Genomic DNA, 25218 nt, shown 5'->3' on the forward strand with positions numbered 1-25218 from the left:
GATTGGAGAGAAAATATGGGTATTGCAAACAGGAAAATACTTCATACGGACATTTTGATAATCGGTGGTGGTACGGCGGGCTGCTATGCAGCGCTGACTGTCAGAGAGCATTCTGATTATTCCATCATCATCGCCGAGAAGGCGAACATAAAGAGAAGTGGATGTTTGGCGGCGGGTGTGAACGCCATCAACGCATACATAGTGAAGGGCAGAAAGCCTGAGGACTATGTGGATTACTGCAGGACAGATGCTGACGGAATTGTCAGAGAAGATCTTCTGCTTTCAATGTCACAGGGGCTGAACCGTGTCACAGACAAGATGGAGAAGCTGGGGCTGGTAATCTTAAAGGATGAGAATGGTGAGTATGTTGCAAGAGGCAACAGAAATATCAAGATAAATGGCGAGAACATGAAGCCGCTGCTGGCAAAGGCGGTGGAGGAGCTTGACAACTGTCAGATACTGAACAGAGTCAACATCACGGACTATATTGTGGAGGACAATCAGATCTTCGGGGCATTTGGATTCTCCATAGAGGATGACACAGCCTATGAGATCAGGGCGAAGAAGGTGCTCTGTGCTACAGGCGGTGCGGCGGGACTTTACAGACCGAACAATCCGGGATTTTCAAGACATAAGATGTGGTACCCGCCGTTCAACACCGGAGCGGGATACGCAATGGGAATAAATGCCGGAGCGGAGATGACCACATTTGAGATGAGATTTATAGCACTCAGATGTAAGGACACCATAGCCCCAACTGGAACTATAGCCCAGGGTGTCGGTGCCAAGCAGGTCAATTCACTCGGCGAGATATACGAGAACAAATACGGACTCACCACATCCCAGAGAGTGTATGGAACGGTGAGGGAGAATATAGAAGGAAGAGGTCCATGTTACCTGAGAACAGAGGGCATCACCCCTGAGCAGGATGACTCATTGAAGAGGGCATACCTCAACATGGCTCCGAGCCAGACTCTCAAATGGCTTGAGTCCGGCAAGAATCCGAGTGAGCAGAATGTGGAGATAGAGGGCACAGAGCCTTATATAGTCGGCGGTCACACCGCAAGCGGTTACTGGGTGGACAACGACAGAGAGTCCACAATACGCGGACTGTTCGCAGCCGGAGATGTGGCGGGCGGATGTCCACAGAAGTATGTGACCGGTGCGATGGTTGAGGGAGAGATAGCAGCCATTGCCATGGTAAAGCAGCTTGACGAGGGATACCTTGATCCTGAGCTTGACGAGGAGGCTGCATTTGACAGAAAGATAGAAGAGTATGACCATTTCCTCGACACTGACGAGAAGATGTTCACATACGAGGCGATAGAGGAGGCCATGCAAAAGGTCATGGACAACTACGCCGGAGGAATATCCACCCACTACCAGTTCAACGAGAAGCAGCTTGAGCTGGCAAAGGAGAAGATAGAGCAGCTCCAGAAACTTGTATGGCACATAAGTGCCCACGACATGCACGAGCTCATGTTTGTGTATGAGGTGAAGGAGAGACTCACAGTTGCACTCTCCGTAATCGCACACCTGAAGGACAGGAAGGAGACGAGATGGCACAGCTTTGCTGAGAACCTGGACTACCCGGAGAAGAGTAAAGACTGGGAGATGTTTGTCAACTCCAAGATGGTGGACGGCGAGCTTAAGATGATACACAGAGACCTGGTTAATTTGTGTCAGGTTCCCGCAGGGAATATGGCATGCAGCGTCAGCCCCTCGCCGAAGGCGACTTCAAATGGGCTGATGTTCCAAGGAAAGGGGGATGTATATGAGCATAGTGATAAATAAAGAGCTTTGCAAAAACTGCGGCAAATGTGCAAATGTCTGCCCGGGTTCCCTCATAAAGAGAGATGAGGATGGACAGATATTCATGAAATACCCAAAGGATTGCTGGGGATGCTCATCCTGTATCAAGGAGTGTGCATTTGACGCCATCTCACTGTATCTCGGAGCTGACATCGGCGGAATGGGAAGCCGGATGTCGGTGGAGAACAAGGGAGATCTGCTTCTGTGGAATATCCGCAAGATGGATGGCACCACAGACCAGATCGTGATAGATAAGAAAGAAGCAAATAAATATTAAAAGATAAAAGAAGAAAGGTTGGTATAGATATGGGTACATTATCACATCTTGACGAACTGGAGGCAGAGGCGATATACATCATCCGCGAAGTTGCTGCGGAGTGTGAGAAGCCTGTTATGCTTTACTCCATAGGAAAGGACAGCTCGGTAATGCTTCATCTGGCACTCAAGGCATTCTATCCTGAGAAGCCGCCATTTCCATTTTTACATGTAAATACAACATGGAAGTTCAAGGAAATGATCGAGTTCAGAGACAAGACAGCGAAGAAATATGGACTGGACATGATCGAGTACATCAACGAGGAGGGTGTCAAGAAGGGCATCAACCCATTTGACCACGGCTCAGCATACACAGATATCATGAAGACACAGGCGCTCAAGCAGGCTCTTGACAAATACGGTTTCACAGCAGCATTTGGCGGCGGACGCAGAGACGAGGAGAAGTCTCGTGCGAAGGAGAGGATTCTCTCTTTCAGAAATGCTCAGCATGCCTGGGATCCAAAGAACCAGAGACCGGAGATGTGGAAGCTGTTCAACACCAAGATCCAGAAGGGCGAGGAGGTCAGAGTATTCCCACTTTCCAACTGGACAGAGGCTGATATATGGGAGTACATAGAGCGTGAGAACATAGAGATTCCATCACTGTACTTTGCAAAGGAGAGACCTGTTGTATACCGTGACGGCAATATCATCATGGTCGATGATGACAGAATGAAACTCAGACCTGGTGAGAAGATAGAGATGAAGAGTGTTCGTTTCAGAACTCTCGGATGCTATCCACTGACAGGCGGCGTGGAGTCCACAGCGGACACACTCCCTGAGATTATCGAGGAGACGCTCAGTGCGGTATCCTCAGAGAGAACCACCAGAGTTATTGACAACGAGGCAGCAGGCAGCATGGAGCGTAGAAAGAGGGAGGGATACTTCTAAGATGAGCGGATTACTTAAATTTATAACATGCGGAAGTGTAGATGACGGAAAGTCAACACTTATAGGACATATATTATACGATTCAAAGCTTTTATATGCAGATCAGGAGAAGGCTCTGGAGCTTGATTCCAAGGTAGGAAGCCGTGGCGGTGCCATCGACTATTCACTTCTTCTTGACGGACTGATGGCAGAGCGTGAGCAGGGTATCACCATCGACGTTGCATACAGATATTTTACAACAGACAAGAGAAGCTTCATCGTGGCAGATACACCGGGCCATGAGGAGTACACAAGGAACATGGCGGTTGGCGCATCATTTGCCGATCTGGCAGTCATCCTCATCGATGCAAAGCAGGGCGTGCTCGTGCAGACCAGAAGACATGCAAGGATCTGCGCACTGATGGGAATCAGATACTTTGTATTTGCGGTAAATAAGATGGACCTTGTCGGTTACGATGAGAAGCGTTTCAATGAGATCGTAGAGCAGATAAATGAGCTGTCAGCAGAGCTCAGCCTGCCAAATATCACGATCATCCCAGTGTCAGCTACAGAGGGTGATAACGTGACAAAGAAGTCAGAGAACATTCCTTGGTATGAGGGACCAGCACTCCTCACATACCTTGAGGACATAGACATCGCGGAGGATAACACAGAGGCAGGATTCTATATGCCTGTTCAGAGAGTATGCCGCCCAGACCACACCTTCAGAGGTTTCCAGGGTCAGATCGAGGACGGAGAGATCCACGTCGGAGACGAGATCAACACACTCCCAAGCAACGAGACTGCAAAGGTCAAGAGCATCCATGTGGGATTTGACACAGTGGATTCAGCACAGAAGGGACAGCCTGTAACAATACAGCTTGACCGTGAGGTTGATGTGTCAAGAGGATGTGTGCTCACAGTTGATTCAGGCGCAAAGATTGCATCTTCGATCACCGCAACACTCCTCTGGATGGATGACGATGAGCTGTACAATGGCAAGAACTTCTTTGTGAAGCTCGGAACAAAGATGATCCCTGGTACAGTTACACACATTGATTACACCATAGATGTAAATACAGGTGAGCAGAAATCAGCGGACACTCTTGCAAAGAATGGTATCGCAGTCTGCAGGATCGCATTTGCCGACAGGATCGTGGTTGACGAGTTCAAGAAGCACAAGACTCTTGGAGAGCTCATACTCATCGACCGTGTAACAGACATGACAAGCGCCTGCGGTGTTGTCGAGGAGGTTCACACTGAGGAGACCGGACTCTATGAGGGACGCGTGGATAGAAATGTGCGTGCAGCAATCAAGGGACAGAAGGCTGTCATAGTTCCATTTGCTGCAGGCAATGTCACAAGAGATTTTGTTGAGTCGGTAGAGAAGAAGCTCAGCATCGACGGACGTCATACATATCTGTACGCTCCAGATATCCGCGAGGATGTAAATGCTGTATTAAAGCATCTTCACCACGCAGGAATCATCGTACTTCTCTTCGCAAGCGAGCAGCAGATCGCAGGAATCAAGGTAGAGGGCGCCGAGGTTTACAATGGCGACTGGAATGCTGACGGCGAGCTTGACGCAGACGAGATAGCAGACGAGATCCGCAAGGAGTCTGTATACGATGCAGCCCAGGTTCACGATGGAAATTACATCTAAAAAAGATCACGTAGTAATATAATAATAAAGCGAAGGACGGAGGTGTTTTATGCCTTCGTCCTTCGCTTTTGTATAGAAAGTAGTAATATGAAATATTTATTTGTCAGAACCTTTAAGTCTGGCTATTTCTGCCCTTAATTCGGCAAGCTCGTTGTCCTTGTCGGCGAGCTTCTTGTCTTTGTCGGCAATCTCCTTATCCATCTCAGCCATACGTTTTTCCATCCTGGCTTTCTCTTCCCGAAAAACATCCACAAATGTAATAATCGACTGTTCCACCATATCCGTAACCTCCTCGGTCTCTTCAAACTGGGAATATAGGCGAGTATAAAGCATCTGAGTAAATCTGTATAGTTGTGCTCCATCCTCAGCTGTTATATTCCCAAGTTCCACGTTCTTGTCTATGCTACCCATTATATCTGTTTTGATGAGGCTTTTCAATGAGGCTATATTCTCTGGTGTACGTGCTTTCTTATTCCTCAGCTTTTCGCGGAGTTTCAGAATGTAGAATGGAATCAGGATGATCATTTTCCTGTTGTTTATTTCCTTTACGGAGCAGGACGTGAGTTTTGTAACAGGGACGTTATAGGTTATGTTCTGGGTATGCCCGAATCCCACCTGCAACGAATATGTATCAGGTACTGATTTTGGTACATTGCTCAGATATATCACACAGGGTTCAGGAAAATGAATTCGATATACCTGACAGCCCTCTTCGTCCTGCAGTATCTCCTTAGTCTGATCTGCATATCCCGCTCCATATGAAAATACACGGAATACAATAGAATCATCCTTTTTCATCTGCGCTTCCAAATGATACGCATCGGAATTGTTGATTACGAGTATGGTGTCGGCCAGAGTTGTGGTCATAGAATTCTGATTATCGTGAACATTTTCAGTCCAGTGATAAGATACTGTTGAGTTTTCCGGATCGTAAAACATGTTGAACAGGCCGTTAATCATGTTGATCACAGCTTTCGAGGACAGCGTGAGAATCTTCTTGAAGATGCTGTCATAAAGTTTTCTTGTTGTTGGCAAGAGTGTTCCTCCTTAGTATTTTATCCGGCCGGTAGGCACACTTTAGACCATTCAAATCGCTGTGTCAATAGGTTTTGACAAATGCGTTTATAAAGCGCAGAGTGACGCTGTGAGTGGAAAAATAAGGGGGAAATGGGAGGTGATTTTACTATTTGTATAGTAGACGAGGGAATATGTTTTGCTCCTGTTTTGTTTGGTTTTCTTTGATTGACATGGTGCTCTATGTTAGATTATAATAATATATGTCATAATAACTATTATAACATACCAAGAATAAAAAGGTTAATGTGACAAGGCTGCGCATTCGTGCGTATGCCGAACCTATCCCATTCATTCGTTATGAGTGAATGGGATTTTTTGCAATAATGACAGAGGGAGGAGAAAAGTATGCGAAAGAAAATTAGATATGTATTGGGGCTGGATATTGGAATTGCGTCTGTTGGATGGGCAGTTCTTTTACTGGATGGAGAAGACAATGTATGCGGGATTGTGCGTGCTGGAGTACACACGTTTGATGAGGTTACTGTAGGGAAAGAAAAAATAACGGCGACAGCAAATAGAAGAGGGTATAGATCTGGAAGAAGGCTTGTACGTAGAAAGGCACATAGAATACAGCGAGTGAAAAGCCTATTGCAGGAAATGAATATAGTCTCAAAAAAGGATATGGATGAGTATTACTCAGGAGCAGTTGAGGATGTGTATTTCCTCAGGTGGGCTGCAATTCAGGATGAACCAGTATATATACTGAATAATAGAGAACTGGCACAGCTTCTTATATATTTTGCCAAACATCGTGGGTATAAGAGTACTGCAGTGCATGAGCAGGAGGATGAAGACGACAAAAAAGTTTTATCAGCAATTTCTGAAAACAAAAAATATATGCATGAGCATGGATATCGTACAGCCGGGGAAATGATATATAAGGATGCTAAATTTAGACAAAAAAGGTGTGGAAGCAGTGAAGAAAATGAATTGCTAGTGGCACGAAATTCGGAGGGAAACTATAGTAATTCGATTAGCAGAGATTTGCTTGTTGAAGAGGTTCGGATAATATTTGAAAAGCAGAGGGAATTAGGTAATACTCTCGCGACAAAAGAATTAGAAGAACGATTTTTAAGCATTATGCAGAGTCAGAGGAATTATGATGAAGGACCAGGTGAAGGAAGTCCATATGGAGGTAATCTGATTGAAAAGATGGTTGGTGAATGTACATTCGAGAAGGGAGAGAAACGAGCATGTAAAGCCTCGTATACATCGGAGCGATTCGTACTGCTTGAAAAAATAAATCATCTGCGAATTTGTACTGCCGATGGGAATGAGAGACCACTTAATGAGGATGAAAAGAGTGCAGTAATAAAGCTTGCATATAAGACTAAGGTGGTAAAATATAATGCTATACGAAAAGAACTAAAGCTTGATTTGGAAGAACGATTTGGAGGCTTGACATATTCTAAGGTTAATAATGGTGACTTTAAGCAAAGGATATTGGATACAGAAAAAAAGAGCGACTTTATTTCGCTTAAATATTGGCATGAAGTAAAAGAAATTTTGAATTTATCTTATGAGGATTTGACGGAAGAGCAAAAACAGTTGATGGATTCTGTGGGTAAGGTGTTGACATATTACAAATCGGAAGAAAAAAGACGAGAAGAATTATCAGATTTATCGCTAAATCAAGCGCAGATAGAAAAACTGTTAAAGCTGAATTATGCAAAATTTCATAACTTGTCGTTTAAGGCAATGAAGAAGCTGATGCCTGAATTGGAAGCTGGTTATTCATATATGGAATCATGTTTACGGGTGGGATATGACAGCTTAAGTACAGACGGCGTGAAGGCAAAATATATTTCAAAAGAATTATTGAATGAGGCAGTGGACAAAATAATGAATCCCACGGTCAAACGTGCTGTTCGTAGAACTGTACGGATTCTAAATGAAATAGTTAAGCTATATGGTAGCCCGGCAGAAATTCACATTGAAATGGCAAGGGATTTGCCACATTCCGGGGAGGTAAAAAAGAAAATTGCCACTGCTCAAAAAAATAATAATAAAGAGAAGAAAGAGGCAATAAAGTTCATAAGTGAGAATTTTGGAAAGATTGAAAGTGATATACGTCGGAAAGATATACTGAGGTATCGTCTTTGGAAGAATCAGAGTCAGATGGATCTGTATTCGGAAAAATTAATACCAGTTGAGGATATACTGGATTATGAAAAATATGAGGTGGATCATATTATCCCATATAGCCGTTCGTTCAACGACAGCTTTAATAATAAGATGCTCGTAAAAAAGAAGGATAATCAGGACAAGAAAAACCATACACCGCATGAATATATTGGACATGACGATGAGGCATGGAACAAATTCGTAAAAATGGTTAATAATTATGTGTTAAGTCCTGGAAAGAGAAAAAATGCGCTTACAAAGTCATCTGATTCTGAGGAGTGGTTGTCCAGAAACTTAAATGATACAAGATACACAACTAAGGTAGTTGCAGATTTGGTTCGCAGGCATTTGGTATTTGAACCATATATTGACGGAACTAGAAAAAAACATGTATATCCTCTAAATGGGGGTGTAACAGCGAGGCTTAGACATGAGTGGGGACTGGAAAAGGACAGAGAGAAAAGTGATAAGCATCATGCACAGGATGCAATTGTGATTGCGTCTTGCACGGAAAAAATGATCCAGAAGATGAGTAATATATATAAGCTTGAAGAACAGGGGGGTGTTGTTCGAAAAGGCAATAAGCTTGTTGATAGGAGAACCGGTGAAATCTTAGAAACAACAGCGCTGCCGTGGGAATGGTTCCGAGAGGAAGTAGAGATGGTTATCGCAGATCGTCCAGAAGATTATATCGAGAGGGCGAAAGCAAGAGGCTACAAGGGCAATATACCTAAGCCGATTTTTGTGTCGCGTTTGCCAGTGAAGAAAAAGACGGGGGGAATAAGTGAAAATACTATTCGAGCTGTCGATGCGGCAAGCTCAAGAACTGTAGAAAAAACAAGCCTTTACAAGTTAAAGCTGGTAGAGGTGGATGGTAAAAAACAGATTAAAGATTATTATCGCCCGGAAGACGACGTGCTACTATATAATAAATTACTTGATAGACTAATTCGATATGGAAATGCAAAAGATGCATTTGCAGAGCCATTTTATAAACCTAAGAAGGATGGATCTGATGGCCCGATTGTAAAAAAAGTTAAACTCTATGTAGGAGTAGCTGATGATCAGGTTAAGGTTAGAGGAAGAGGTGAAGATATAGATAGAGAAGGAGTCAAAGATAGAGGAGGGATGTACCGATGCGATATATTCAGGAAAGATGGAAAATATTATATGGTTCCGGTATATTATAAAGATTTATATTTACACAGGATGCCAACAAAGGCTGTAGTTGCCCATAAGGAGACTGCGGATTGGAAGGAAATGGATGATAAAGATTTCCTGTTTAGCTTATATCCGGATGACCTTATAAAAGTACAAAAGAAAAATAAAGAAATAGAAAATGGTTATTATAAAACCAGTGATCGCTATTCTGCAGGGATAAGCTATGTACAACATGATCTCGGCGCGAAGTCTTATGTTAGGTTGTGTATACAAAATCTAGCAATTTTTGAAAAATTAAATGTTGATATACTTGGAAATATATATTCTTGTTCCAAAGAAGAAAGAGAGTGGTTATAGGTGGCATATCGTAATATCATTGTGACTAGGAATATAGGGATTTCTGTTCATAACTATCAATTGGTAATCGGAAATGAAGATATGTGTGTGCCGCTTGAGGATATAAACTGTCTTGTGCTTGAGCATGCGGGAATTATGATTTCAAGTGGAGTCTTGCAGCGGTTAAGTGAGAATGGATGTCTGGTTTATATATGCGATGAAAAGCATCTACCATCTACAGTTGTTCTTCCTATGGCAAGACATAGCAGACATTTTAAGATGCTCACTGCGCAGCTTGCGGTAACAAAACCAAGACAAAACAGGATATGGCAGCAAATTGTAAAACAAAAGATAGCTAATCAGGCGATGTGCTTAAAATTGTGCGGCAAAAAGAATGCCGATCAATTATACAATATGACAAAAAAGGTGCAGTCTGGTGATAAGACAAATGTAGAAGCGCAGGCAGCAGCATTGTACTTTAAAAGCTTATTTGGCAACGACTTTACTCGGGGAGATGACAACGGAATAAATGCGGCACTTAACTATGGATATAGTATATTGCGAGGTCATATATCTAGGTCAATAGTATGTTATGGGTTTGAGCCTTCTCTTGGAATTAATCATCATAGCCAGCTGAACAATTTCAATCTTGCAGATGATTTTATTGAACCGTATCGAGCAATTGTTGATTATTTTGTTTATACACAGCTACATATGGAAGAAGGAAAAGAGCTAAGCAAAGAGATGCGGTATCAATTGGTGGATATTGTGAATTATGACATGGATATACATGGAGAAAAACATGTAATACATCATGCAATAGATAAAATGGTAGCAAGTTATAATTCTATTTTGATGGGTAATAAGGATGAGCTTGAAATCCCAGAATTGATAGAGCTGGAAAGACATAATTATGAGTAAATTTATGAGATTGATTGTATTTTTTGATATTCCAACAAAGACGAAGAAGGATAGAAGATGCGCATACAGTTTCCGCAAATTTCTGTTGAATGATGGATATTGTATGTTGCAATATTCGGTATATGTTCGTGTGTGCAATGGGATGGATGCGGAAAGAAAACATGAAGGGCGTCTGAATGAAAATCTTCCAGAAACGGGTTCTGTAAGAATGTTGGTTCTCACGGATAAACAGTATTCTTCGATGAAAATACTGGTGGGAACAACAAAAAAAGAAGAAAAAGGTAGCATAAATTTGCTGGATATCATATGATTTTTTAATGTGAAAAAGCTAGGATTTGTTGAAAATCCTAGCTTTTTTGCTACCCTATTATAACATACCAAGAATAAAAAGGGAAATATGACCGTGTCCTCCCAAACGACTAATGAACTTATATTATAACATACCAAGAATAAAAAGGGAAATATGACATCCTTTCATCTAAAAAAAATCACTATAGTATTATAACATACCAAGAATAAAAAGGGAAATATGACCGGTTGCTTTGCGGCAAGAAGTCCAAACTTATTATAACATACCAAGAATAAAAAGGGAAATATGACGAGTTCATCATTAATATACACATCTAATGTATTATAACATACCAAGAATAAAAAGGGAAATATGACCTGCCACCACCTGAAATACCAATCTTTGTAATTATAACATACCAAGAATAAAAAGGGAAATATGACAGATAGGCCTCATGCTTGATGATGACAGTATTATAACATACCAAGAATAAAAAGGGAAATATGACTATAGTGGTTTCAAGCACTTTGATGTAGTCATTATAACATACCAAGAATAAAAAGGGAAATATGACGGATTGCAATAAAACTTAATGCCCCTGTTTATTATAACATACCAAGAATAAAAAGGGAAATATGACCTGCCCACCACCACCATAATGTATGCCCTATTATAACATACCAAGAATAAAAAGGGAAATATGACATCGTTCACAATGCAATAGATACAAAGAAAGCCGGAACTTATGAAGTGACATATCAGGTAACAGATAGTCAGGGTGCTACTGCTACAAAGACGGTTAAAGTAACTGTTAAGCCTGCACCGGTTAATCCAGATACAGATAAACCGAATACCAATAAGCCAAGTAATGATAAAGGCAGTGTAGAAACAGGCGATAGAAATAATCTTCTATTGTGGGAAGTCATGTTGATTGGTTCAAGTATCCTTCTGTTATACAGTCTGTATCGTAAAAAACGAAAAACAAATCAATAACAACTTATGAGGGTAGTTGCCTAAATACAGGCACTGCCCTCTTTTCACAAGAAAGCCTTTTTGAGTTAATTGGAGAAAGTGTTGTTCATGGGGCCAGGCACCAATGGTGCTGAGTTAATTGGAGAAAGAAAAAAATATTTACACTGAATATTTTAGCCTTTTGGGGCTATAATTTTCAATGGCAACTTGAAAACCTGATAGAAAACACATATAATATTGATTGAAAAAGCCTAAATAGGCAGAAATTTTCAATGAAATGGAGTGGGATTTATGGAAATTAAGCGCGATAGTTACCTTGAGCAGTTGATTTCATATCGTTTTGATGGATTAGTGAAAGTAATTACCGGTATCAGGAGATGTGGAAAATCCTATCTTCTTAAAAATATATACCGAGATTACTTAATAGAAAATGGTGTAAAAGAAGAACAGATTATCACGATTGAGCTTGACCTTGCGAAAGACATTAAATATCGTAATCCGCTTATTCTTTCATCATATGTAAGAGAAGAAGTGGAAAAGAGCAAAGATGAGTATTATCTTTTCGTTGATGAAATTCAAATGTCTGATGAGGTGGCTAATCCATATAATCCGGACGGTAAGAAAATTACTTTTTACGATGCTCTTAATGATTTGAGAGGTTTATCGAATTTAGATGTTTATGTGACAGGAAGCAATTCAAAAATGCTTTCCAGTGATATCCTTACTGAGTTTAGAGGACGAAGTGATGAGATAAGAGTACATCCGCTTAGTTTTGCAGAATATTATTCTGCTGTTGGTGGGGATAAAAATGAAGCATTTGATGAATACGCATTTTATGGCGGTATGCCACTTATCCTGTCAAGACCTAATGATACGGCTAAGATGAATTATCTGAAATCACTTTTCTCAGAAGTGTATATTAAGGATATTGTTGAACGTAAGAGAATTGAAAGGCAAGATGTTCTGGAACGGATTTTAGATTTGCTTTGCTCATCAGTTGGCTCATTAACAAATCCGACCAAAATTGCGAATGCTCTGAAGTCAAAGCAAGGGGGCGGTGTGGCTGCTAACACGATTCGGGCATATATCGGACATTTGGAAGATGCGTTTCTTTTTTCAGAAAGTAAGCGATATGATGTAAAAGGAAAATCCTATTTTGACTCGCCAAATAAATATTATTGCGAAGATATTGGACTTAGAAATGCAAGGATAGGTTTCCGCCAGCAGGAAATGACGCATATAATGGAAAACATCATATATAATGAGTTGAATATCAGGCAGTTTTCCGTTGATGTTGGTGTTGTTTATGCAAGGACGCTCAGCGAAAAAGGCAATTCAATTCGCACTCCAAGGGAAATTGATTTTGTCGTAAATTCAGGAGGAAAACGAACTTATATTCAGTCAGCGTATGCGATGCCTACTGATGAAAAAGCAGAAGCAGAACTCAGACCATTTGCGCTCACAGGAGATTCTTTCCCTAAAATTGTGGTAAGGAAAGATATTGGAAAGCGTTGGTATGATGATAACGGCATTTTGAATATCAACGTGATTGATTTCCTTTTGGATAAGGAGCTTATTTAAAAAGAGCATGTATGAGCAGAAGAGTGAACATAAGCATTGCCGTGTGTAAAAGCAGTGGGGACAATGCGTTGGGAAAAATATGGTAGTCAAAGAAAATGCAAAAGATGGTGATAGTGTATCCATAAAGGCATATAATGGAAGTGATCCGATAGTTGTCATACCGGAGCAGATAGACGGGAAGGATGTTATATCCATAATTAACGGGCCTTTTAGCAATGACAGTTTAAAATATGTAGACCTGGGCTACAATCTTAAAGAATTTGATAATGCTTATTTTTCGGATACATTAGAAGTGATTCATCTTCCAGCAGGGGTAGAGAATCTCGATAAGGTAGTCTTCTTTGGCGAAGATACCTTGACAATTGTTGGCAAAGCCGGTTCGTTTGCAGAAACATTTGCAAAGGAAGAGGGAATAAAATTCGAGGCAGAATGATAAAGGCTGTGTGAAAGAGGCAGGACGAGAAAGTCCTGTCTTTTTTATGTGTAAATAAACGACATAGACATAAAAGTTGACATAATCAGGTAAAGTGTATAACCTTATGTACATAAAGAAAATGATATTATGTATAAAGAGTCTGAGGAAAATTATGAGTTCTACAATAAAACAAAATAAATATGAAATTGATATGTGCAACGGGACGATCATGGATAAGCTGATCTCGTTTTCGTTACCGCTTATGCTGTCGGGAATTTTGCAGCTTATGTTCAACGCAGTAGATATCATCGTTGTCGGAAGATTCAGTGGAAGTCAGGCTCTGGCGGCGGTCGGTTCAACCACAGCACTTATCAATGTATTTACCAATTTGTTCATAGGGATATCCCTTGGGGCAAATGTGCTTGCGGCAAGATTTTATGCCGCAGGAAAAGATAAAGAAATGTCAGAGACAGTACATACCGCGATCACGTTAGCGCTGATCAGCGGTATTATTATGGCCTTTGTCGGACTGATATGTGCAAAACCGGCGTTAGCGCTTATGGATACACCGGATGATGTAATTGATCTTTCGTCTGTATACATGCGGATTTACTTTCTGGGAATGCCGTTTTTTATGCTGTACAATTACGGCGCGGCCATACTAAGAGCGGTGGGAGATACAAAGAGACCGCTCCTTTTCCTGGTTATTTCAGGAATTGCAAATACAGGTCTAAACCTATGCTTTGTGATCATTTTCAAGCTTGGAGTTGCCGGTGTGGCAATCGGAACTGTTATCTCACAGCTGATATCCTGCGTGCTTGTGCTCCGCTGTCTGTATATGTCGGAGACAAGCTATCAGCTTAGATTTTCAAAGCTTACCATCAAGGGGGCATATGTAAAGCAGATCTTTTCGGTCGGAGTTCCGGCGGGAATTCAGAGCACGGTCATCAACTTTTCGAATGTGCTGCTTCAGTCGTCAGTCAACTCATTTGGCTCGGTTGCCATGGCGGGCTACACGGCGGCAAATAATATATTTGGATTTCTGTATGTGACGGTGAATGCTGTAACGCAGGCGTGCATGAGTTTTACGAGCCAGAACTACGGTGTCGGCAAATGGAAACGTATGGAGAGAGTTCTGATCGACTGTCTGATATTGTCATTTGTGGCAATGATGGTTCTGGGCAATGGAGCGTATTTCTTTGGACCGCAGCTGCTGCATATATATACGAGCAGCGACGCGGTTATAAAGTGCGGAATGGAGATTCTGCTGTATACGACAGTCACATATTTCCTTTGCGGATTTATGGACTTGTTCCCGGGGGCGCTTCGTGGGATGGGACATTCCGGAGTTCCGATGCTCCTCTCGATCATAGGAACGGTGGGAACCCGAATCGTGTGGATATACTGGATTTTCCCGAGACACAGATCCCTGGCGGTTCTGTTCATCTCATATCCGGCATCCTGGATCATAACCCTCGCTATGCAGATAGTATGTTATTTCTATGTGAGGAATATGCTGTATAAGAAAATTGCAAATAAGAAATGAGTGAAAACGTATGGGGAAGCTGCCAGAGAAATGGGGCTGATCCATACGTTTTTATTTGCTGTTGTTTAAGAAGATAGAGATGTCGTATAAGAATAGGCCCGTCCGAATTAAAATAAGCCATGCTTTCCCTCGCCACTGATGTGGCTCGTGAGGAGGGGCTGCATGAACGAAGTTCATATTTAATCAGCCCCGATGACCTGCCGTCTGGCGAAGGCGAGGGGGCATTACCTGAGAATGGCATGCGCCGTGGATACCGTACGGAATTATAAAATAAGCAATGCGCCCCTCGCCGCTAACGCGGCCCTGAGGATGGCATGCGCCGTATAGATAACAAAAAAACACCAGTTGATTGTGAGCAAGCTCCCGATGACTACCACTACAAAATAAGCCATGCTCCCCTCGCTGCTAACGCAGCTCGTGGAATGGCATGCGCCATATACATAACCTCAAAAGATGATCTGAATGTGAGTAAACTCCCATCAGATCATTTTTTTCGATTATGTGCATGGCTTATTTTATAATTCCTATTGACATAGTAGGGTATAAGAGCTATAATCCTATCATGTTCGTAGGAATTATAGGATTTATTATTTAGTGAGGCATGGAAGATCATGAGATTTAACACAGCATTATTACACAGCGCAAAGCTTGGTGATGAGAATACAGGCGCCACACTTACACCGATCTATCAATCCAGTGCATTCTATCAGCCTTCAGCGGAGCAGCATGAGAAGCTCTTCCACAACAAGGCGACGGGTTATTCTTATACGAGGATCAACAACCCGACGATAGTTGCATTTGAGGAGCGGATGACAAATCTTGAAAAGGGAGTGGGTTCTGTAGCTTGTTCCTCAGGCATGGCGGCACTCACAAATGCACTCTTAAATATAGTAGGAGCTGGCGGAGAGATAGTGTCCAGCACAGGACTCTACGGGGGAACGATAGATCTGTTCCACGATCTGGAGGCATTTGGGATCAAGACGACATTTGTGGAGATATCGGATAAGGAAGCGGTTGAGGCAGCGATAAATGAGAATACCAGAGTGATATTTGCTGAGACAATCGGCAATCCGAAGCTGGATGTGGTGGATATAAAGGCACTTTCGGAGCTGGCACATTCACACAGGCTTCCGCTCCTAATAGACAATACAGTGGCAACTGCATATCTGGTCACACCACTGACACTTGGAGCGGATATAGTCATCAATTCCACATCCAAGTACATCAATGGCAACAGCGATGCCATAAGCGGAGTCATCACCGACAGCGGCAATTTCAAATGGGACGCAGAGCGTTATCCGCTTCTGCAGCAGTACAAGATGTTCGGAAAGTTCGCCTACATAGCAAAACTCAGGAACGGACTTTTTAGAAATACAGGAGCCTGCATAGCTCCACAGACAGCATTTTACAATATGCTGGGCATGGAGACATTGGGACTTCGAATGGAGCGATGCTCACACAATGCACTTGCCCTTGCTCAGTTTCTGGAAAGTCAGGAGGGTGTAAAGGTCAACTATCCGGGACTTACCTCAAGCCCATGGCATGACATAGCGGATAAGCAGCTGCACGGAGGCTACGGCGCTATTATTACTATCAGAGTCGGCAGCAAGGAGAAGGCATTTGCGGTGATGAATAAGCTCACAATACCGCAGATAGTGTCGAACATAGGAGACACAAAGACGCTCATCGTGCATCCTGAATCGACACTGAATGCGCACAGCACAGAGCAGGAAAAGCTTGACGCTAACGTATATGATGATATGATTCGTATTAGTGTCGGAATCGAGGATGTGGAGGATCTGATAGAAGATTTCCAGAAGGCCCTTGTCGACTAATACACAAATGATTTGGAGGAACTACATATGGCAGTAGATTACGCAGCTCTGAAAAAGGGCGGATTCATGAGACAGAAGCAGAAGAATAACTTTTCTCTGAGACTTCAGGTGGTGGGAGGAAATCTTACCGCAGAGAATCTCAAGAAGATAGCAGAGGTTGCCGAGAAATACGGAGATGGACATGTACATCTCACATCGAGACAGAGTGTTGAGATCCCATTTGTCAAGCTTGACGATGTGGAAGAGGTGAAGGAGGAATTGGCAAAGGGAGGCTGTAAGCCGGGTGTGTGTGGCCCGAGAGTAAGAACAGTCACAGCGTGCCAGGGAAATCAGATCTGTCCGAGCGGCAATATAGACACTTATGACATAGCCAAGAAGCTTGATGCGAGATATTACGCAAGGGAGCTTCCTCACAAGTTCAAGTTCGGTGTCACGGGATGCCAGAACAACTGTCTGAAGGCAGAAGAGAACGACGTGGGAATCAAGGGCGCGATGGTGGTAGAGTGGGATGAGCCATCATGTATCATGTGTGGAGTGTGCGTCAAGGCATGCCGTGAGGGCGCGATCACCATGGCGGACGGCAAGATCATCCTAGACACAGACAAATGTAACTACTGCGGACGATGCGCAAAGGCATGTCCTACAGATGCATGGAAGGGCGAGACAGGATACCTTGTATCATTCGGAGGATTATTTGGTAACACGATCCACCGCGGCGAGGAGTTACTTCCGGTTGTTAAATCTGAGGAGCAGCTTTTCCGTATCACAGATGCGGCAATACAGTTCTTTGCAGACAATGCAAAGCCAAGCGAGCGTTTCCAGTTCACCCTGGAGCGTGTGGGCTTAGACAAATTCAAAGAAGTATTAAAGGAGGCTTACAATGGCTGATTACGAAATTGATGACAGAGTAGATATAACTGATGTGGTGTGCCCGATGACATTTGTCAAGGCGAAGGTAGCCATGGAGGAGCTTGAGATAGGACAGGTGCTTGCGGTTACCATGAACGACGGCGAGCCTGTACAGAACGTACCAAGAAGCTTCAAGGAGGAAGGACAGCAGATCCTGAAGCTCATCGACAACGAGAATGGCACTTATGATCTTATAGTTAAAAAACTGGAGGATTGATCAGAAAAGGAGAAAATGAATGGCAGTAAGAGTCAGTGCAGAGGATTTCGATGCGAAGGTTCTTCAGTCGGAGCTTCCGGTCATCGTGGAATTCTATTCGGACAGCTGCATACCATGCAAGCAGCTCTCACCTATCCTTGGCGGCATCGAGGATGACTACAAGGACAAGGTAAATGTGTACAAGGTAAATGTAAACTTCGACGCAGAGCTTGCTGAGAAGTACGCAGTCATGGCATCACCAACCATACTCTTCTTCAAGGGTGGTGAGGAGGTTTCCCGCATCCGCGGTCTTGTGAAGAGAAATGCGCTGGAGGAGGAAGTTGGCAAATTATTGTAGAAATTCGTTGGTAAAGTGACACGATGGAGTATTTGACTGTAGTCAATTACTTTCGGTGTACAGAAGAATGAAACTATATAATTAAAATTATAAAGTATATAATCACATTTTATGTTAGTCTGGCAACGCCGGACAGGCAAATGAATCGTCAGGAGGAAAGAAAAATGACAGTCACAATAGCAGGAAAGAAGAAAGAGATAGCAGAGAAGACAACAATAGCTCAGATCATCGTGTCAGAGAACGTTGAGAATCCGGACTATGTCACAGTAACAGTGAACGATGAGTTTGTTGACTCAGATGCATTTGCAACAACAGAGCTCAAGGACGGCGATACAGTAGAGTTCCTCTACTTCATGGGAGGTGGCAGCTTCTAATGGCATTCACAAACGAACAGATGGAACGTTACTCACGTCACATCATCCTTCAGGAAGTTGGCGTGAAGGGACAGAAGAAATTGTTAAATGGCAAGGTGCTGATCATAGGCGCAGGTGGACTGGGAGCGCCAGCCGCTATGTACCTGGCAGCAGCCGGAGTAGGAACCATAGGTATAGTTGATGCCGATGAGGTAGATCTGTCAAATCTTCAGAGACAGATCATTCACGGAACAGCAGATGTGGGCAAGGCAAAGGTCAAATCCGCAAAGGAGACCATGAACGCCATGAACCCTGATGTAAATGTGATCACATACAGAGAGTTCGTGACATCAGAGAACATCATGGATCTCATCAAGGACTATGATTTCATCATCGATGGAACAGACAACTTCCCTGCAAAATTCCTTATAAATGATGCCTGTGTTATGGCTAAGAAGCCATTTTCACATGCAGGAATCATCAGATTCAAGGGTCAGCTTATGACATATGTTCCAGATGAGGGACCATGTTACAGATGTGTATTCAAGGATCCACCTCCAAAGGATGCGGTTCCTACATGTAAGCAGGCCGGAGTCATCGGAGCAATGGGCGGTGTTATCGGAAGTCTTCAGGCTATGGAGGCAATCAAGTATCTCATTGGAGTTGGCGATCTTCTGACAGGAAGACTCCTTACATTTGACGCACTTAAGATGGAATTCCACACAGTAAAGCTCCCTCACAAGAAGGGCTGTGGCTGTGCTGTATGTGGACCAAATCCAACCATCACCAAGCTCATCGACTACGAGCAGGTGGAGTGCGACGGAAAATAAAATGATCTCTGTAATCCGCCTGTGTATAGGGCTGTGAATGCTGAGTCTGACTGACAATACCATATCTGGGAGCGCTCCCGCTTAACGCAGCATGATACAGGTGGGTCACAGAGATAGTTGATAATAAGGAGGATATGAAGTAAGATGTTGTACATGACAAAGTCTGATTACGAGAAGATACTTGCACACTGCAAGGAAGGCCTTCCAAATGAGTCCTGTGGTCTGATCGGCGGTGTTAGAGAGGGCGATAAGAAGTACATCAGGAAGGTGTATCTCCTGACAAATATTGACGCCAGCAACGAGCATTTTTCCATGGACCCGAGAGAGCAGCTTGCGGCAGTTAAGGATATGCGTGCAAATGGATACGAGCTTCTTGGCAACTTTCATTCCCATCCAGAGTCTCCGTCCAGACCTTCGGAGGAGGATAAGAGACTTGCATATGATTCCAAGGTGAATTATCTGATTCTCTCCCTCATGGAGATAGACAATCCGGTACTCAAGGCCTTCAACATAGATGAGGAAAAGAATGTGACGATAGAGGAGCTTGTTATAGAATCATGATAGATAGCAGGCATTTGAAAGAACAGGGCGGGCTTTGATACCCGCCCTTGTTCTTTATGCGGACTGTGTCATAAATTTTATTTGGAGTTACTGAAGAGATGTTTTGCATAAGTATAAACCATAAAAATACACCGGCCGATGTCAGGGAGAGATTTGCATTTACGACAAAAGGACAGAGACAGTTCACTGAGCGCCTTAAGGCTGAGGTGGGTGGATGTGTCGTGTTGTCGACCTGCAACAGGATGGAGATATACTTCACAGATAAATATGAACAGGTAGAAATGCTTCTGGCTAATGATAGGGATGTCCCTGTCAGCCTCATAAGAAGATACAGCATGAATTATGAAGGATTTCAGTGTGTGTTACATCTGTGCAGAGTGGCGTGTGGTATGGATTCCATGGTGCTCGGCGAGGTGGAGATCATACATCAGGTGAAGAGTGCATATCTTGTGGCGAAGGAGCTTGGAGCCTGTGACGGCGAGCTGAATATAGCATTTCAGGGAGCACTTGCGGCGGCAAAGGCGGTGGCGACGGAGAGTGACACTACGAGACTTCCGGTATCCGTCGGAACCTTGTCAGCACGGGAGGCAGTGAATTTTACAAGAAATGGCGGCATTGAAAACACGTGCAGAGATGTTCGAAGTGATGTGGTAAGCAGCAGTCAAACTGAGAGTGTGGATGCTGAAAAGGCAAATACCGGGCATATCCTGGTCGTAGGAGCCACAGGCAAGATAGGCAGCATAGTTGTCAAGGATATTGCAGATCTTGCACCAGATATAGAGATAACAGGCACAAGCAGAAGTCACCACAGTGCAGATAGCATATTTGACAGACATCAGCAGATCAGGATAGAGGACTACAGCAGAAGATATGAGCTGGCAGCCTGGGCGGATGTCATCATCAGTGCGACATCAAGCCCGCATTATACATTTGTCAGGGATGAGCTGGCGGAGGCTGTGAAAATGCAGCCGAAGCGGAGATTGCTCCTTGATCTGGCAATGCCAAAGGACATTGATCCTGCGGTCTCAGATGTGGACGGATGTGTGCTGCGTGACATAGACTATATCAGAACACTCTCCAGAGAGAACAATGAAAGCAGGGCAAAAACAATCACAGAGATGGAGCCGTGGCTCATATCACAGGTTGACGAGATCATGAAGAACATAGCATTTTCGAGGTTCAACAGGGAGCACGGAGACGTGATGGCACAACTAAAGACAACAGACGGAGCAAAGCTGGTATACAAACTTAAAGGACAGCTTGAGTATGAGGCATTTGAGAAAATGCTGGACAGTATTGTGACTGCCGGATGTGAGAACTGAATACTGCTTGTTTGCCTGAGATTATGCAGTATCATCGTCTGACTAGGCTCTTGTCAGATGTCAGATAATTGGAACAACGTTTGGTGCTTTTTAATAGAGACTCAATAATAGAAATTAGAGGTAGTAATGTCGTATTTCCCATTTATGATCGAACTGAATAATGAGAGATGCCTGATCGCAGGAGGTGGAACTGTTGCATACAGAAAGGTGTGCAGCATGCTGGAATTTGGCGCGGTGGTCACGGTGGTGTCCCCAGAGTTTTGCCCGGAGCTTTTGAAACTGGCGGAGCAGGTGAATACGCCAGACAAATACTGTGCAGCGACAAGCGATGATCGTGGTTCTGTAGAGAATTTTGCAGATTATTCTGCAGATTATTCTGGATGCCTAACACTTGTAAAAAGACGTGTGCAGCCCCAGGATATTGTTGACGCATTTGTCGTCATAATGGCGACGGACGATGAGAAGGTCAACCACGAAATGGCGGAGCTTTGCAGGCAGCAGCGAATACTTGTAAATGTGGTTGATGTGAAGGCGGATTGCGGATTTTATTTTCCAGCGATCATAAAGGATAAAGAGGTCGTGATAAGCGTTTCCACCGGTGGACAGAGTCCAGTGCTTGCGGGCACGATCAAGAGAAATATAGAGAGCCATTTAGGTAGGAGTTATGGCGATATAGCAGAGCGTATGGGTGAGCTCCGCGAGCAGATCAAAGCACAGATAGACGGCGAGGAAGAGCGAAAGAAAGCGTTTCAGCAAATGGTTAGGAGTCTGTTAGATGAGAGTTGAGAATGGACATAGTAAAAATAAACCGAATATTCGTAAATTTGCGGAGAATGACATGGCAGATGGATTCAATAGTGACGGTTTGGATTGCGAAAGCGGAGGACAGAAAAAAACAGTAAAAGTTGGAACCCGCGGCAGCAAGCTTGCTCTTGCTCAGACTGAATTGGTGATAAAGGCACTCAATGAGAGATTTTCCCAGGTTGATTTTCAGATGGTTACAATGAGTACCCGGGGGGATCGGGACACCAGCAGAGCGCTTCTGGAATTCGGAGGCAAAGCGGTATTTGTCGAGGAATTCGAGGAAGCTATACTTAAAGGTGACATAGACATAGCGGTACACAGTGCCAAGGATATGCCGATGGAGATCATGGAAGGTCTTACGATATCGGGTACACTTCCGAGGGCCTGTCCGCAGGACGTTTTTATATATAAGAGTGGCAGGTCATTTGACAGAAACGAGAGTTTCGTGGTGGGAACCAGCAGCCTGAGAAGGCAATACCAGATAAAAGACATGTATCGAAATGCTGTGTGCAAGAACCTGAGAGGAAATGTCGGCACCCGCATACAGAAGCTGGAGGACGGCGAATACGATGCCATCATTCTTGCAGCGGCAGGGCTTGAGCGCCTGGGAGTTATTGAAGACAAAGGCAATGACAGCACAGAATGCTTTGAAGTGCACAAGGACGAACTTACATTCAGATACATCAGCACAGAGTCCATGCTTCCGGCAGCATGTCAGGGAATCATAGCCATAGAGACACGAACCTCTGGCGAGGTATACGACATGGTCAGAGCGATAAATGACACAGAGGCATACACACAGCTCACATGCGAGCGCGCAGTTCTGAATCGCCTGGACGCCGGCTGTCACGAACCGATAGGCGTGTACTCAGAACTTCATGGCGACCACATGAAGCTAAGCCTGATGAAAGCAGATGCGGCTTTATCGGACAAAGAGAAAGATGAAGAAATCCAGATACACAGAAAGACGGTAGAAGGAAACACCGCAGAATGGGAACAGCTTGTAGAGGTGTTGATAAAGTAGGTTATAGCATAACAGATATGTTTCTATTTCAAGAAAAGAAAAATGTTATGAAGCAGTGTATTTTGAAGATAAGTAGAAAAGTAAATTTTATCGATATGTAAGCTGGGTGTGCTGGATTTGTGCCTGCGGGGCGGGTAGCACAATGCGATTGAATCTTGTCGCTTCTTGCCGAACGGGACGGGAAGCACGCTGATGCGTGCGCAGGTCATCAAACTCCGTTTGACGACATTCCCCAAACGTCCTTATCGGGGGCGGAAACGAGTGCAGATAGAAGCAAGACAAGATGATTGAGCTGTGCGTAGCCCAGCAGGCACAAATCCAGCACACCCAGCGCATGGGAGAGCAAAAAAATGGTATATTTGATAGGCGCAGGCCCCGGCGATCCGGGACTCATCACGGTGAAGGGCCTGGAATTCATAAAACAATGCGATGCAATCATATATGACAGGCTTGGAACCTATCAGCTTCTGGAGATGGTGAAGCCGGACTGCCGCAGGATATACGTCGGCAAACAGGCGGGCAGCCACTACAAGAAGCAGCCTGAGATAAACGAGATACTTGTTGAGGAAGGCCGCAAAGGCAACATGGTGGTGCGCCTCAAAGGTGGCGATCCATTTGTGTTTGGAAGAGGCGGCGAGGAAGTGACTGCACTTCTAAAAGCGGGGATCCCATTTCAGGTGATACCGGGAATAACATCCGCAGTGGCGGTTCCGGAGGTGTGCGGCATACCGGTGACACACCGAGGAACGAGCAGAAGCTTTCACGTGATAACAGGACACAAGCGGGCGGACATACACAGATCTGATGAAGGTGGTTTAGATGACTACGACTACATCAGAAATCAGGAAGGGACAAGCGTGTTCCTGATGGGGCTGAACAGACTGCCACAGATCATGGAGAGACTTGTTCAGACTGGGGCGGAGGAACATACTCCGGTCGCGGTCATTTCCAAAGGAACCATGCCAGGGCAGAGGATAGTCCGCGGCGATATACAGACAATTGCGGACAAGGTGAACGAGGCAAAGCTTGAATCTCCTGCGATCATAGTCGTGGGTGAAAATGCAGCACTGGATTTTACTGCACCGAACAGAGGACCGCTTCAGAATGTCCACGTTGGACTAGTTGGAACGCCAAAGCTTCGCGAGAAGATGAGAGTTGCAATAGATGCGCTCGGTGGTCAGTCCTACAGCATAGTGGATATGAGTGTGGAGCAGACAGAGGAGAAGGACAGGCTGTGCGTGGCTCTGGAACATATAGAAGATTACAGCTGGCTGGCATTTACCAGTCAGAACACCATAACCCTGTTTTTCAAATGGCTCAGGGAGTGGAATATAGATGTCAGAAAACTGGCTCATCTGAAATTTGCGGTGGTCGGTGCCGGAACAAGGGATGCGTTAAGATCCGAAGGCTACATAGCGGACTATGTGCCGGACGAGTACACCACAAGCGCTCTTGCTATGGGACTTGCAAATGTGATGAATGACGGAGAGAAACTTCTCCTTCCGAGAGCCGTTCAGGGCAGCGAGACAATGCTTGATATACTTGATAAGGGCGGCGTAACATACGAGGAGATTCCAGTATATGATGTGGTTGGCCGCAGGATGGAGAGCATACAGTATCTGAAAGATCTGGATGTGATCACATTTGTCAGCGCGTCAGGTGTCAGGGGATTCCTGAAAGTCCTTGACGCAGAGGAAAATGGATCTGGCATGGATCATATGCCGAATGATGTTGATTCATGCAGGGAGCATACGAATAATACAGAAAGTACTTTAAAAATTCATGATATAATGAAAAACATCCGCATAGCAGCACTTGGAAATGTGACAGAGAAGGCTTTGGAGAAAGCTGGTTATCATGCGGATATAGTTCCGAAGGTCGGTGATATCGAGCACCTTATATCAGCCATCGGTGATTATTATTTTAGAGAAAAGAGGCAGTAAC

At 43.9% G+C, this 25218-nt stretch carries 23 protein-coding genes and 1 CRISPR repeat array; of the genes, 22 read left to right on the forward strand and 1 reads right to left on the reverse strand.

All coding sequences use genetic code 11. The features are described from left to right. The first annotated feature begins 15 nt into the window (after positions 1 to 15). Genes DWW70_RS13095 through DWW70_RS13110 form a run of 4 tightly spaced genes read left to right on the forward strand, consistent with a single transcriptional unit; the run spans position 16 to position 4660 of the window. Positions 16 to 1794, forward strand: a complete 1779-nt coding sequence (locus DWW70_RS13095) for an adenylyl-sulfate reductase subunit alpha (RefSeq protein ID WP_118650011.1) — start codon at positions 16 to 18, stop codon at positions 1792 to 1794. Further along, positions 1775 to 2089, forward strand: coding sequence for a 4Fe-4S dicluster domain-containing protein (locus tag DWW70_RS13100; protein ID WP_118650012.1), 315 nt, complete (start codon positions 1775 to 1777; stop codon positions 2087 to 2089). The genes DWW70_RS13095 and DWW70_RS13100 overlap by 20 nt, the downstream gene beginning before the upstream one ends. Before the next feature lie 29 nt (positions 2090 to 2118). Beyond that, on the forward strand, positions 2119 to 3018 hold the full coding sequence (cysD, locus tag DWW70_RS13105; protein ID WP_015534724.1) for a sulfate adenylyltransferase subunit CysD: 900 nt from the start codon (positions 2119 to 2121) through the stop codon (positions 3016 to 3018). 1 nt (position 3019) lies between these two features. Next, complete coding sequence (locus DWW70_RS13110; protein WP_118650013.1) at positions 3020 to 4660, forward strand: sulfate adenylyltransferase subunit 1; 1641 nt, start codon at positions 3020 to 3022, stop codon at positions 4658 to 4660. Positions 4661 to 4756: 96 nt separating this feature from the next. Here DWW70_RS13110 and DWW70_RS13115 read toward each other — a convergent pair whose 3' ends face one another. Next, complete coding sequence (locus DWW70_RS13115; RefSeq protein ID WP_118650014.1) at positions 4757 to 5695, reverse strand: hypothetical protein; 939 nt, start codon at positions 5693 to 5695, stop codon at positions 4757 to 4759. Between the two features lie 387 nt (positions 5696 to 6082). Between DWW70_RS13115 and cas9 the strand changes: the two genes are divergently transcribed. From cas9 to cobA, 18 genes are all read left to right on the forward strand, one after another. Beyond that, complete coding sequence (gene cas9 / locus DWW70_RS13120) at positions 6083 to 9379, forward strand: type II CRISPR RNA-guided endonuclease Cas9 (RefSeq protein WP_118650015.1); 3297 nt, start codon at positions 6083 to 6085, stop codon at positions 9377 to 9379. Next, positions 9380 to 10279: a type II CRISPR-associated endonuclease Cas1 gene (gene cas1, locus DWW70_RS13125; RefSeq protein ID WP_118016864.1), complete on the forward strand. Its 900-nt coding sequence runs from the start codon at positions 9380 to 9382 to the stop codon at positions 10277 to 10279. It begins immediately after the preceding gene. Beyond that, positions 10272 to 10589 carry a CRISPR-associated endonuclease Cas2 gene (gene cas2 / locus DWW70_RS13130; protein ID WP_243003508.1) on the forward strand — a complete coding sequence of 106 codons (318 nt, stop codon included), beginning with the start codon at positions 10272 to 10274 and terminating at the stop codon, positions 10587 to 10589. Before cas1 ends, cas2 begins: the two co-directional genes overlap by 8 nt. Before the next feature lie 55 nt (positions 10590 to 10644). Continuing rightward, positions 10645 to 11273: direct repeats of the CRISPR family, unit length 37 nt; unit sequence TATTATAACATACCAAGAATAAAAAGGGAAATATGAC. A 15-nt stretch (positions 11274 to 11288) separates the two neighbouring features. After that, positions 11289 to 11561, forward strand: a complete 273-nt coding sequence (locus DWW70_RS15595; RefSeq protein WP_442872023.1) for an immunoglobulin-like domain-containing protein — start codon at positions 11289 to 11291, stop codon at positions 11559 to 11561. Between the two features lie 270 nt (positions 11562 to 11831). After that, positions 11832 to 13121, forward strand: a complete 1290-nt coding sequence (locus DWW70_RS13140; protein ID WP_118016861.1) for an ATP-binding protein — start codon at positions 11832 to 11834, stop codon at positions 13119 to 13121. Between the two features lie 79 nt (positions 13122 to 13200). Further along, positions 13201 to 13554 (forward strand): hypothetical protein, encoded by a 354-nt coding sequence (locus tag DWW70_RS13145; protein ID WP_118650016.1) that lies wholly within the window; start codon positions 13201 to 13203, stop codon positions 13552 to 13554. 154 nt (positions 13555 to 13708) lie between these two features. After that, positions 13709 to 15082, forward strand: coding sequence for an MATE family efflux transporter (locus DWW70_RS13150; RefSeq protein WP_118016859.1), 1374 nt, complete (start codon positions 13709 to 13711; stop codon positions 15080 to 15082). A gap of 611 nt (positions 15083 to 15693) precedes the next feature. Further along, positions 15694 to 16917 (forward strand): O-acetylhomoserine aminocarboxypropyltransferase/cysteine synthase family protein, encoded by a 1224-nt coding sequence (locus tag DWW70_RS13155; protein WP_118016858.1) that lies wholly within the window; start codon positions 15694 to 15696, stop codon positions 16915 to 16917. 27 nt (positions 16918 to 16944) lie between these two features. After that, complete coding sequence (locus DWW70_RS13160; RefSeq protein ID WP_118016857.1) at positions 16945 to 17805, forward strand: 4Fe-4S binding protein; 861 nt, start codon at positions 16945 to 16947, stop codon at positions 17803 to 17805. Next, on the forward strand, positions 17798 to 18043 hold the full coding sequence (locus DWW70_RS13165) for a sulfurtransferase TusA family protein (protein ID WP_004851723.1): 246 nt from the start codon (positions 17798 to 17800) through the stop codon (positions 18041 to 18043). The genes DWW70_RS13160 and DWW70_RS13165 overlap by 8 nt, the downstream gene beginning before the upstream one ends. Positions 18044 to 18062: 19 nt before the next feature. Continuing rightward, positions 18063 to 18380 carry a thioredoxin family protein gene (locus DWW70_RS13170; protein WP_118016856.1) on the forward strand — a complete coding sequence of 106 codons (318 nt, stop codon included), beginning with the start codon at positions 18063 to 18065 and terminating at the stop codon, positions 18378 to 18380. 164 nt (positions 18381 to 18544) lie between these two features. Further along, complete coding sequence (gene thiS / locus DWW70_RS13175) at positions 18545 to 18754, forward strand: sulfur carrier protein ThiS (protein WP_015534732.1); 210 nt, start codon at positions 18545 to 18547, stop codon at positions 18752 to 18754. Next, on the forward strand, positions 18754 to 19563 hold the full coding sequence (gene thiF / locus DWW70_RS13180) for a thiazole biosynthesis adenylyltransferase ThiF (protein ID WP_004851717.1): 810 nt from the start codon (positions 18754 to 18756) through the stop codon (positions 19561 to 19563). The genes thiS and thiF overlap by 1 nt, the downstream gene beginning before the upstream one ends. Positions 19564 to 19707: 144 nt before the next feature. After that, on the forward strand, positions 19708 to 20124 hold the full coding sequence (locus tag DWW70_RS13185) for a M67 family metallopeptidase (RefSeq protein WP_004851714.1): 417 nt from the start codon (positions 19708 to 19710) through the stop codon (positions 20122 to 20124). Between the two features lie 98 nt (positions 20125 to 20222). Beyond that, a complete protein-coding gene (locus DWW70_RS13190; RefSeq protein ID WP_118650017.1) occupies positions 20223 to 21446 on the forward strand; it encodes a hypothetical protein in 1224 nt (407 codons plus the stop codon). A gap of 126 nt (positions 21447 to 21572) precedes the next feature. Then, on the forward strand, positions 21573 to 22232 hold the full coding sequence (locus tag DWW70_RS13195; RefSeq protein ID WP_243017730.1) for a precorrin-2 dehydrogenase/sirohydrochlorin ferrochelatase family protein: 660 nt from the start codon (positions 21573 to 21575) through the stop codon (positions 22230 to 22232). Then, entirely contained in the window at positions 22222 to 23274 is a 1053-nt protein-coding gene (gene hemC / locus DWW70_RS13200; protein WP_118650018.1) for a hydroxymethylbilane synthase, read from the forward strand. The genes DWW70_RS13195 and hemC overlap by 11 nt, the downstream gene beginning before the upstream one ends. A gap of 350 nt (positions 23275 to 23624) precedes the next feature. Further along, positions 23625 to 25217, forward strand: coding sequence for a uroporphyrinogen-III C-methyltransferase (gene cobA, locus DWW70_RS13205; RefSeq protein WP_118650019.1), 1593 nt, complete (start codon positions 23625 to 23627; stop codon positions 25215 to 25217). The last annotated feature ends 1 nt before the right edge of the window (position 25218 follow it).

It is taken from the genome of Coprococcus sp. AF16-5 (assembly GCF_003479365.1).
GTDB classification, from domain to species: domain Bacteria; phylum Bacillota; class Clostridia; order Lachnospirales; family Lachnospiraceae; genus Coprococcus; species Coprococcus aceti.

What these genes read in the sequence shown, in the direction of transcription:
- DWW70_RS13110 (WP_118650013.1), top strand. Translation starts at nt 3,020, where the DNA reads ATGAGCGGATTACTTAAATTTATAACATGCGGAAGTGTAGATGACGGA.
- thiF (WP_004851717.1), top strand. Translation starts at nt 18,754, where the DNA reads ATGGCATTCACAAACGAACAGATGGAACGTTACTCACGTCACATCATC.
- cobA (WP_118650019.1), top strand. Translation starts at nt 23,625, where the DNA reads ATGGTATATTTGATAGGCGCAGGCCCCGGCGATCCGGGACTCATCACG.
- DWW70_RS13150 (WP_118016859.1), top strand. Translation starts at nt 13,709, where the DNA reads ATGAGTTCTACAATAAAACAAAATAAATATGAAATTGATATGTGCAAC.
- DWW70_RS13170 (WP_118016856.1), top strand. Translation starts at nt 18,063, where the DNA reads ATGGCAGTAAGAGTCAGTGCAGAGGATTTCGATGCGAAGGTTCTTCAG.
- DWW70_RS13165 (WP_004851723.1), top strand. Translation starts at nt 17,798, where the DNA reads ATGGCTGATTACGAAATTGATGACAGAGTAGATATAACTGATGTGGTG.
- DWW70_RS13160 (WP_118016857.1), top strand. Translation starts at nt 16,945, where the DNA reads ATGGCAGTAGATTACGCAGCTCTGAAAAAGGGCGGATTCATGAGACAG.
- cas2 (WP_243003508.1), top strand. Translation starts at nt 10,272, where the DNA reads ATGAGTAAATTTATGAGATTGATTGTATTTTTTGATATTCCAACAAAG.
- cas9 (WP_118650015.1), top strand. Translation starts at nt 6,083, where the DNA reads ATGCGAAAGAAAATTAGATATGTATTGGGGCTGGATATTGGAATTGCG.
- thiS (WP_015534732.1), top strand. Translation starts at nt 18,545, where the DNA reads ATGACAGTCACAATAGCAGGAAAGAAGAAAGAGATAGCAGAGAAGACA.
- cysD (WP_015534724.1), top strand. Translation starts at nt 2,119, where the DNA reads ATGGGTACATTATCACATCTTGACGAACTGGAGGCAGAGGCGATATAC.
- DWW70_RS13145 (WP_118650016.1), top strand. Translation starts at nt 13,201, where the DNA reads ATGGTAGTCAAAGAAAATGCAAAAGATGGTGATAGTGTATCCATAAAG.
- DWW70_RS13185 (WP_004851714.1), top strand. Translation starts at nt 19,708, where the DNA reads ATGTTGTACATGACAAAGTCTGATTACGAGAAGATACTTGCACACTGC.
- DWW70_RS13140 (WP_118016861.1), top strand. Translation starts at nt 11,832, where the DNA reads ATGGAAATTAAGCGCGATAGTTACCTTGAGCAGTTGATTTCATATCGT.
- DWW70_RS13195 (WP_243017730.1), top strand. Translation starts at nt 21,573, where the DNA reads ATGTCGTATTTCCCATTTATGATCGAACTGAATAATGAGAGATGCCTG.
- hemC (WP_118650018.1), top strand. Translation starts at nt 22,222, where the DNA reads ATGAGAGTTGAGAATGGACATAGTAAAAATAAACCGAATATTCGTAAA.
- DWW70_RS13155 (WP_118016858.1), top strand. Translation starts at nt 15,694, where the DNA reads ATGAGATTTAACACAGCATTATTACACAGCGCAAAGCTTGGTGATGAG.
- DWW70_RS13095 (WP_118650011.1), top strand. Translation starts at nt 16, where the DNA reads ATGGGTATTGCAAACAGGAAAATACTTCATACGGACATTTTGATAATC.
- DWW70_RS13190 (WP_118650017.1), top strand. Translation starts at nt 20,223, where the DNA reads ATGTTTTGCATAAGTATAAACCATAAAAATACACCGGCCGATGTCAGG.
- DWW70_RS13100 (WP_118650012.1), top strand. Translation starts at nt 1,775, where the DNA reads ATGAGCATAGTGATAAATAAAGAGCTTTGCAAAAACTGCGGCAAATGT.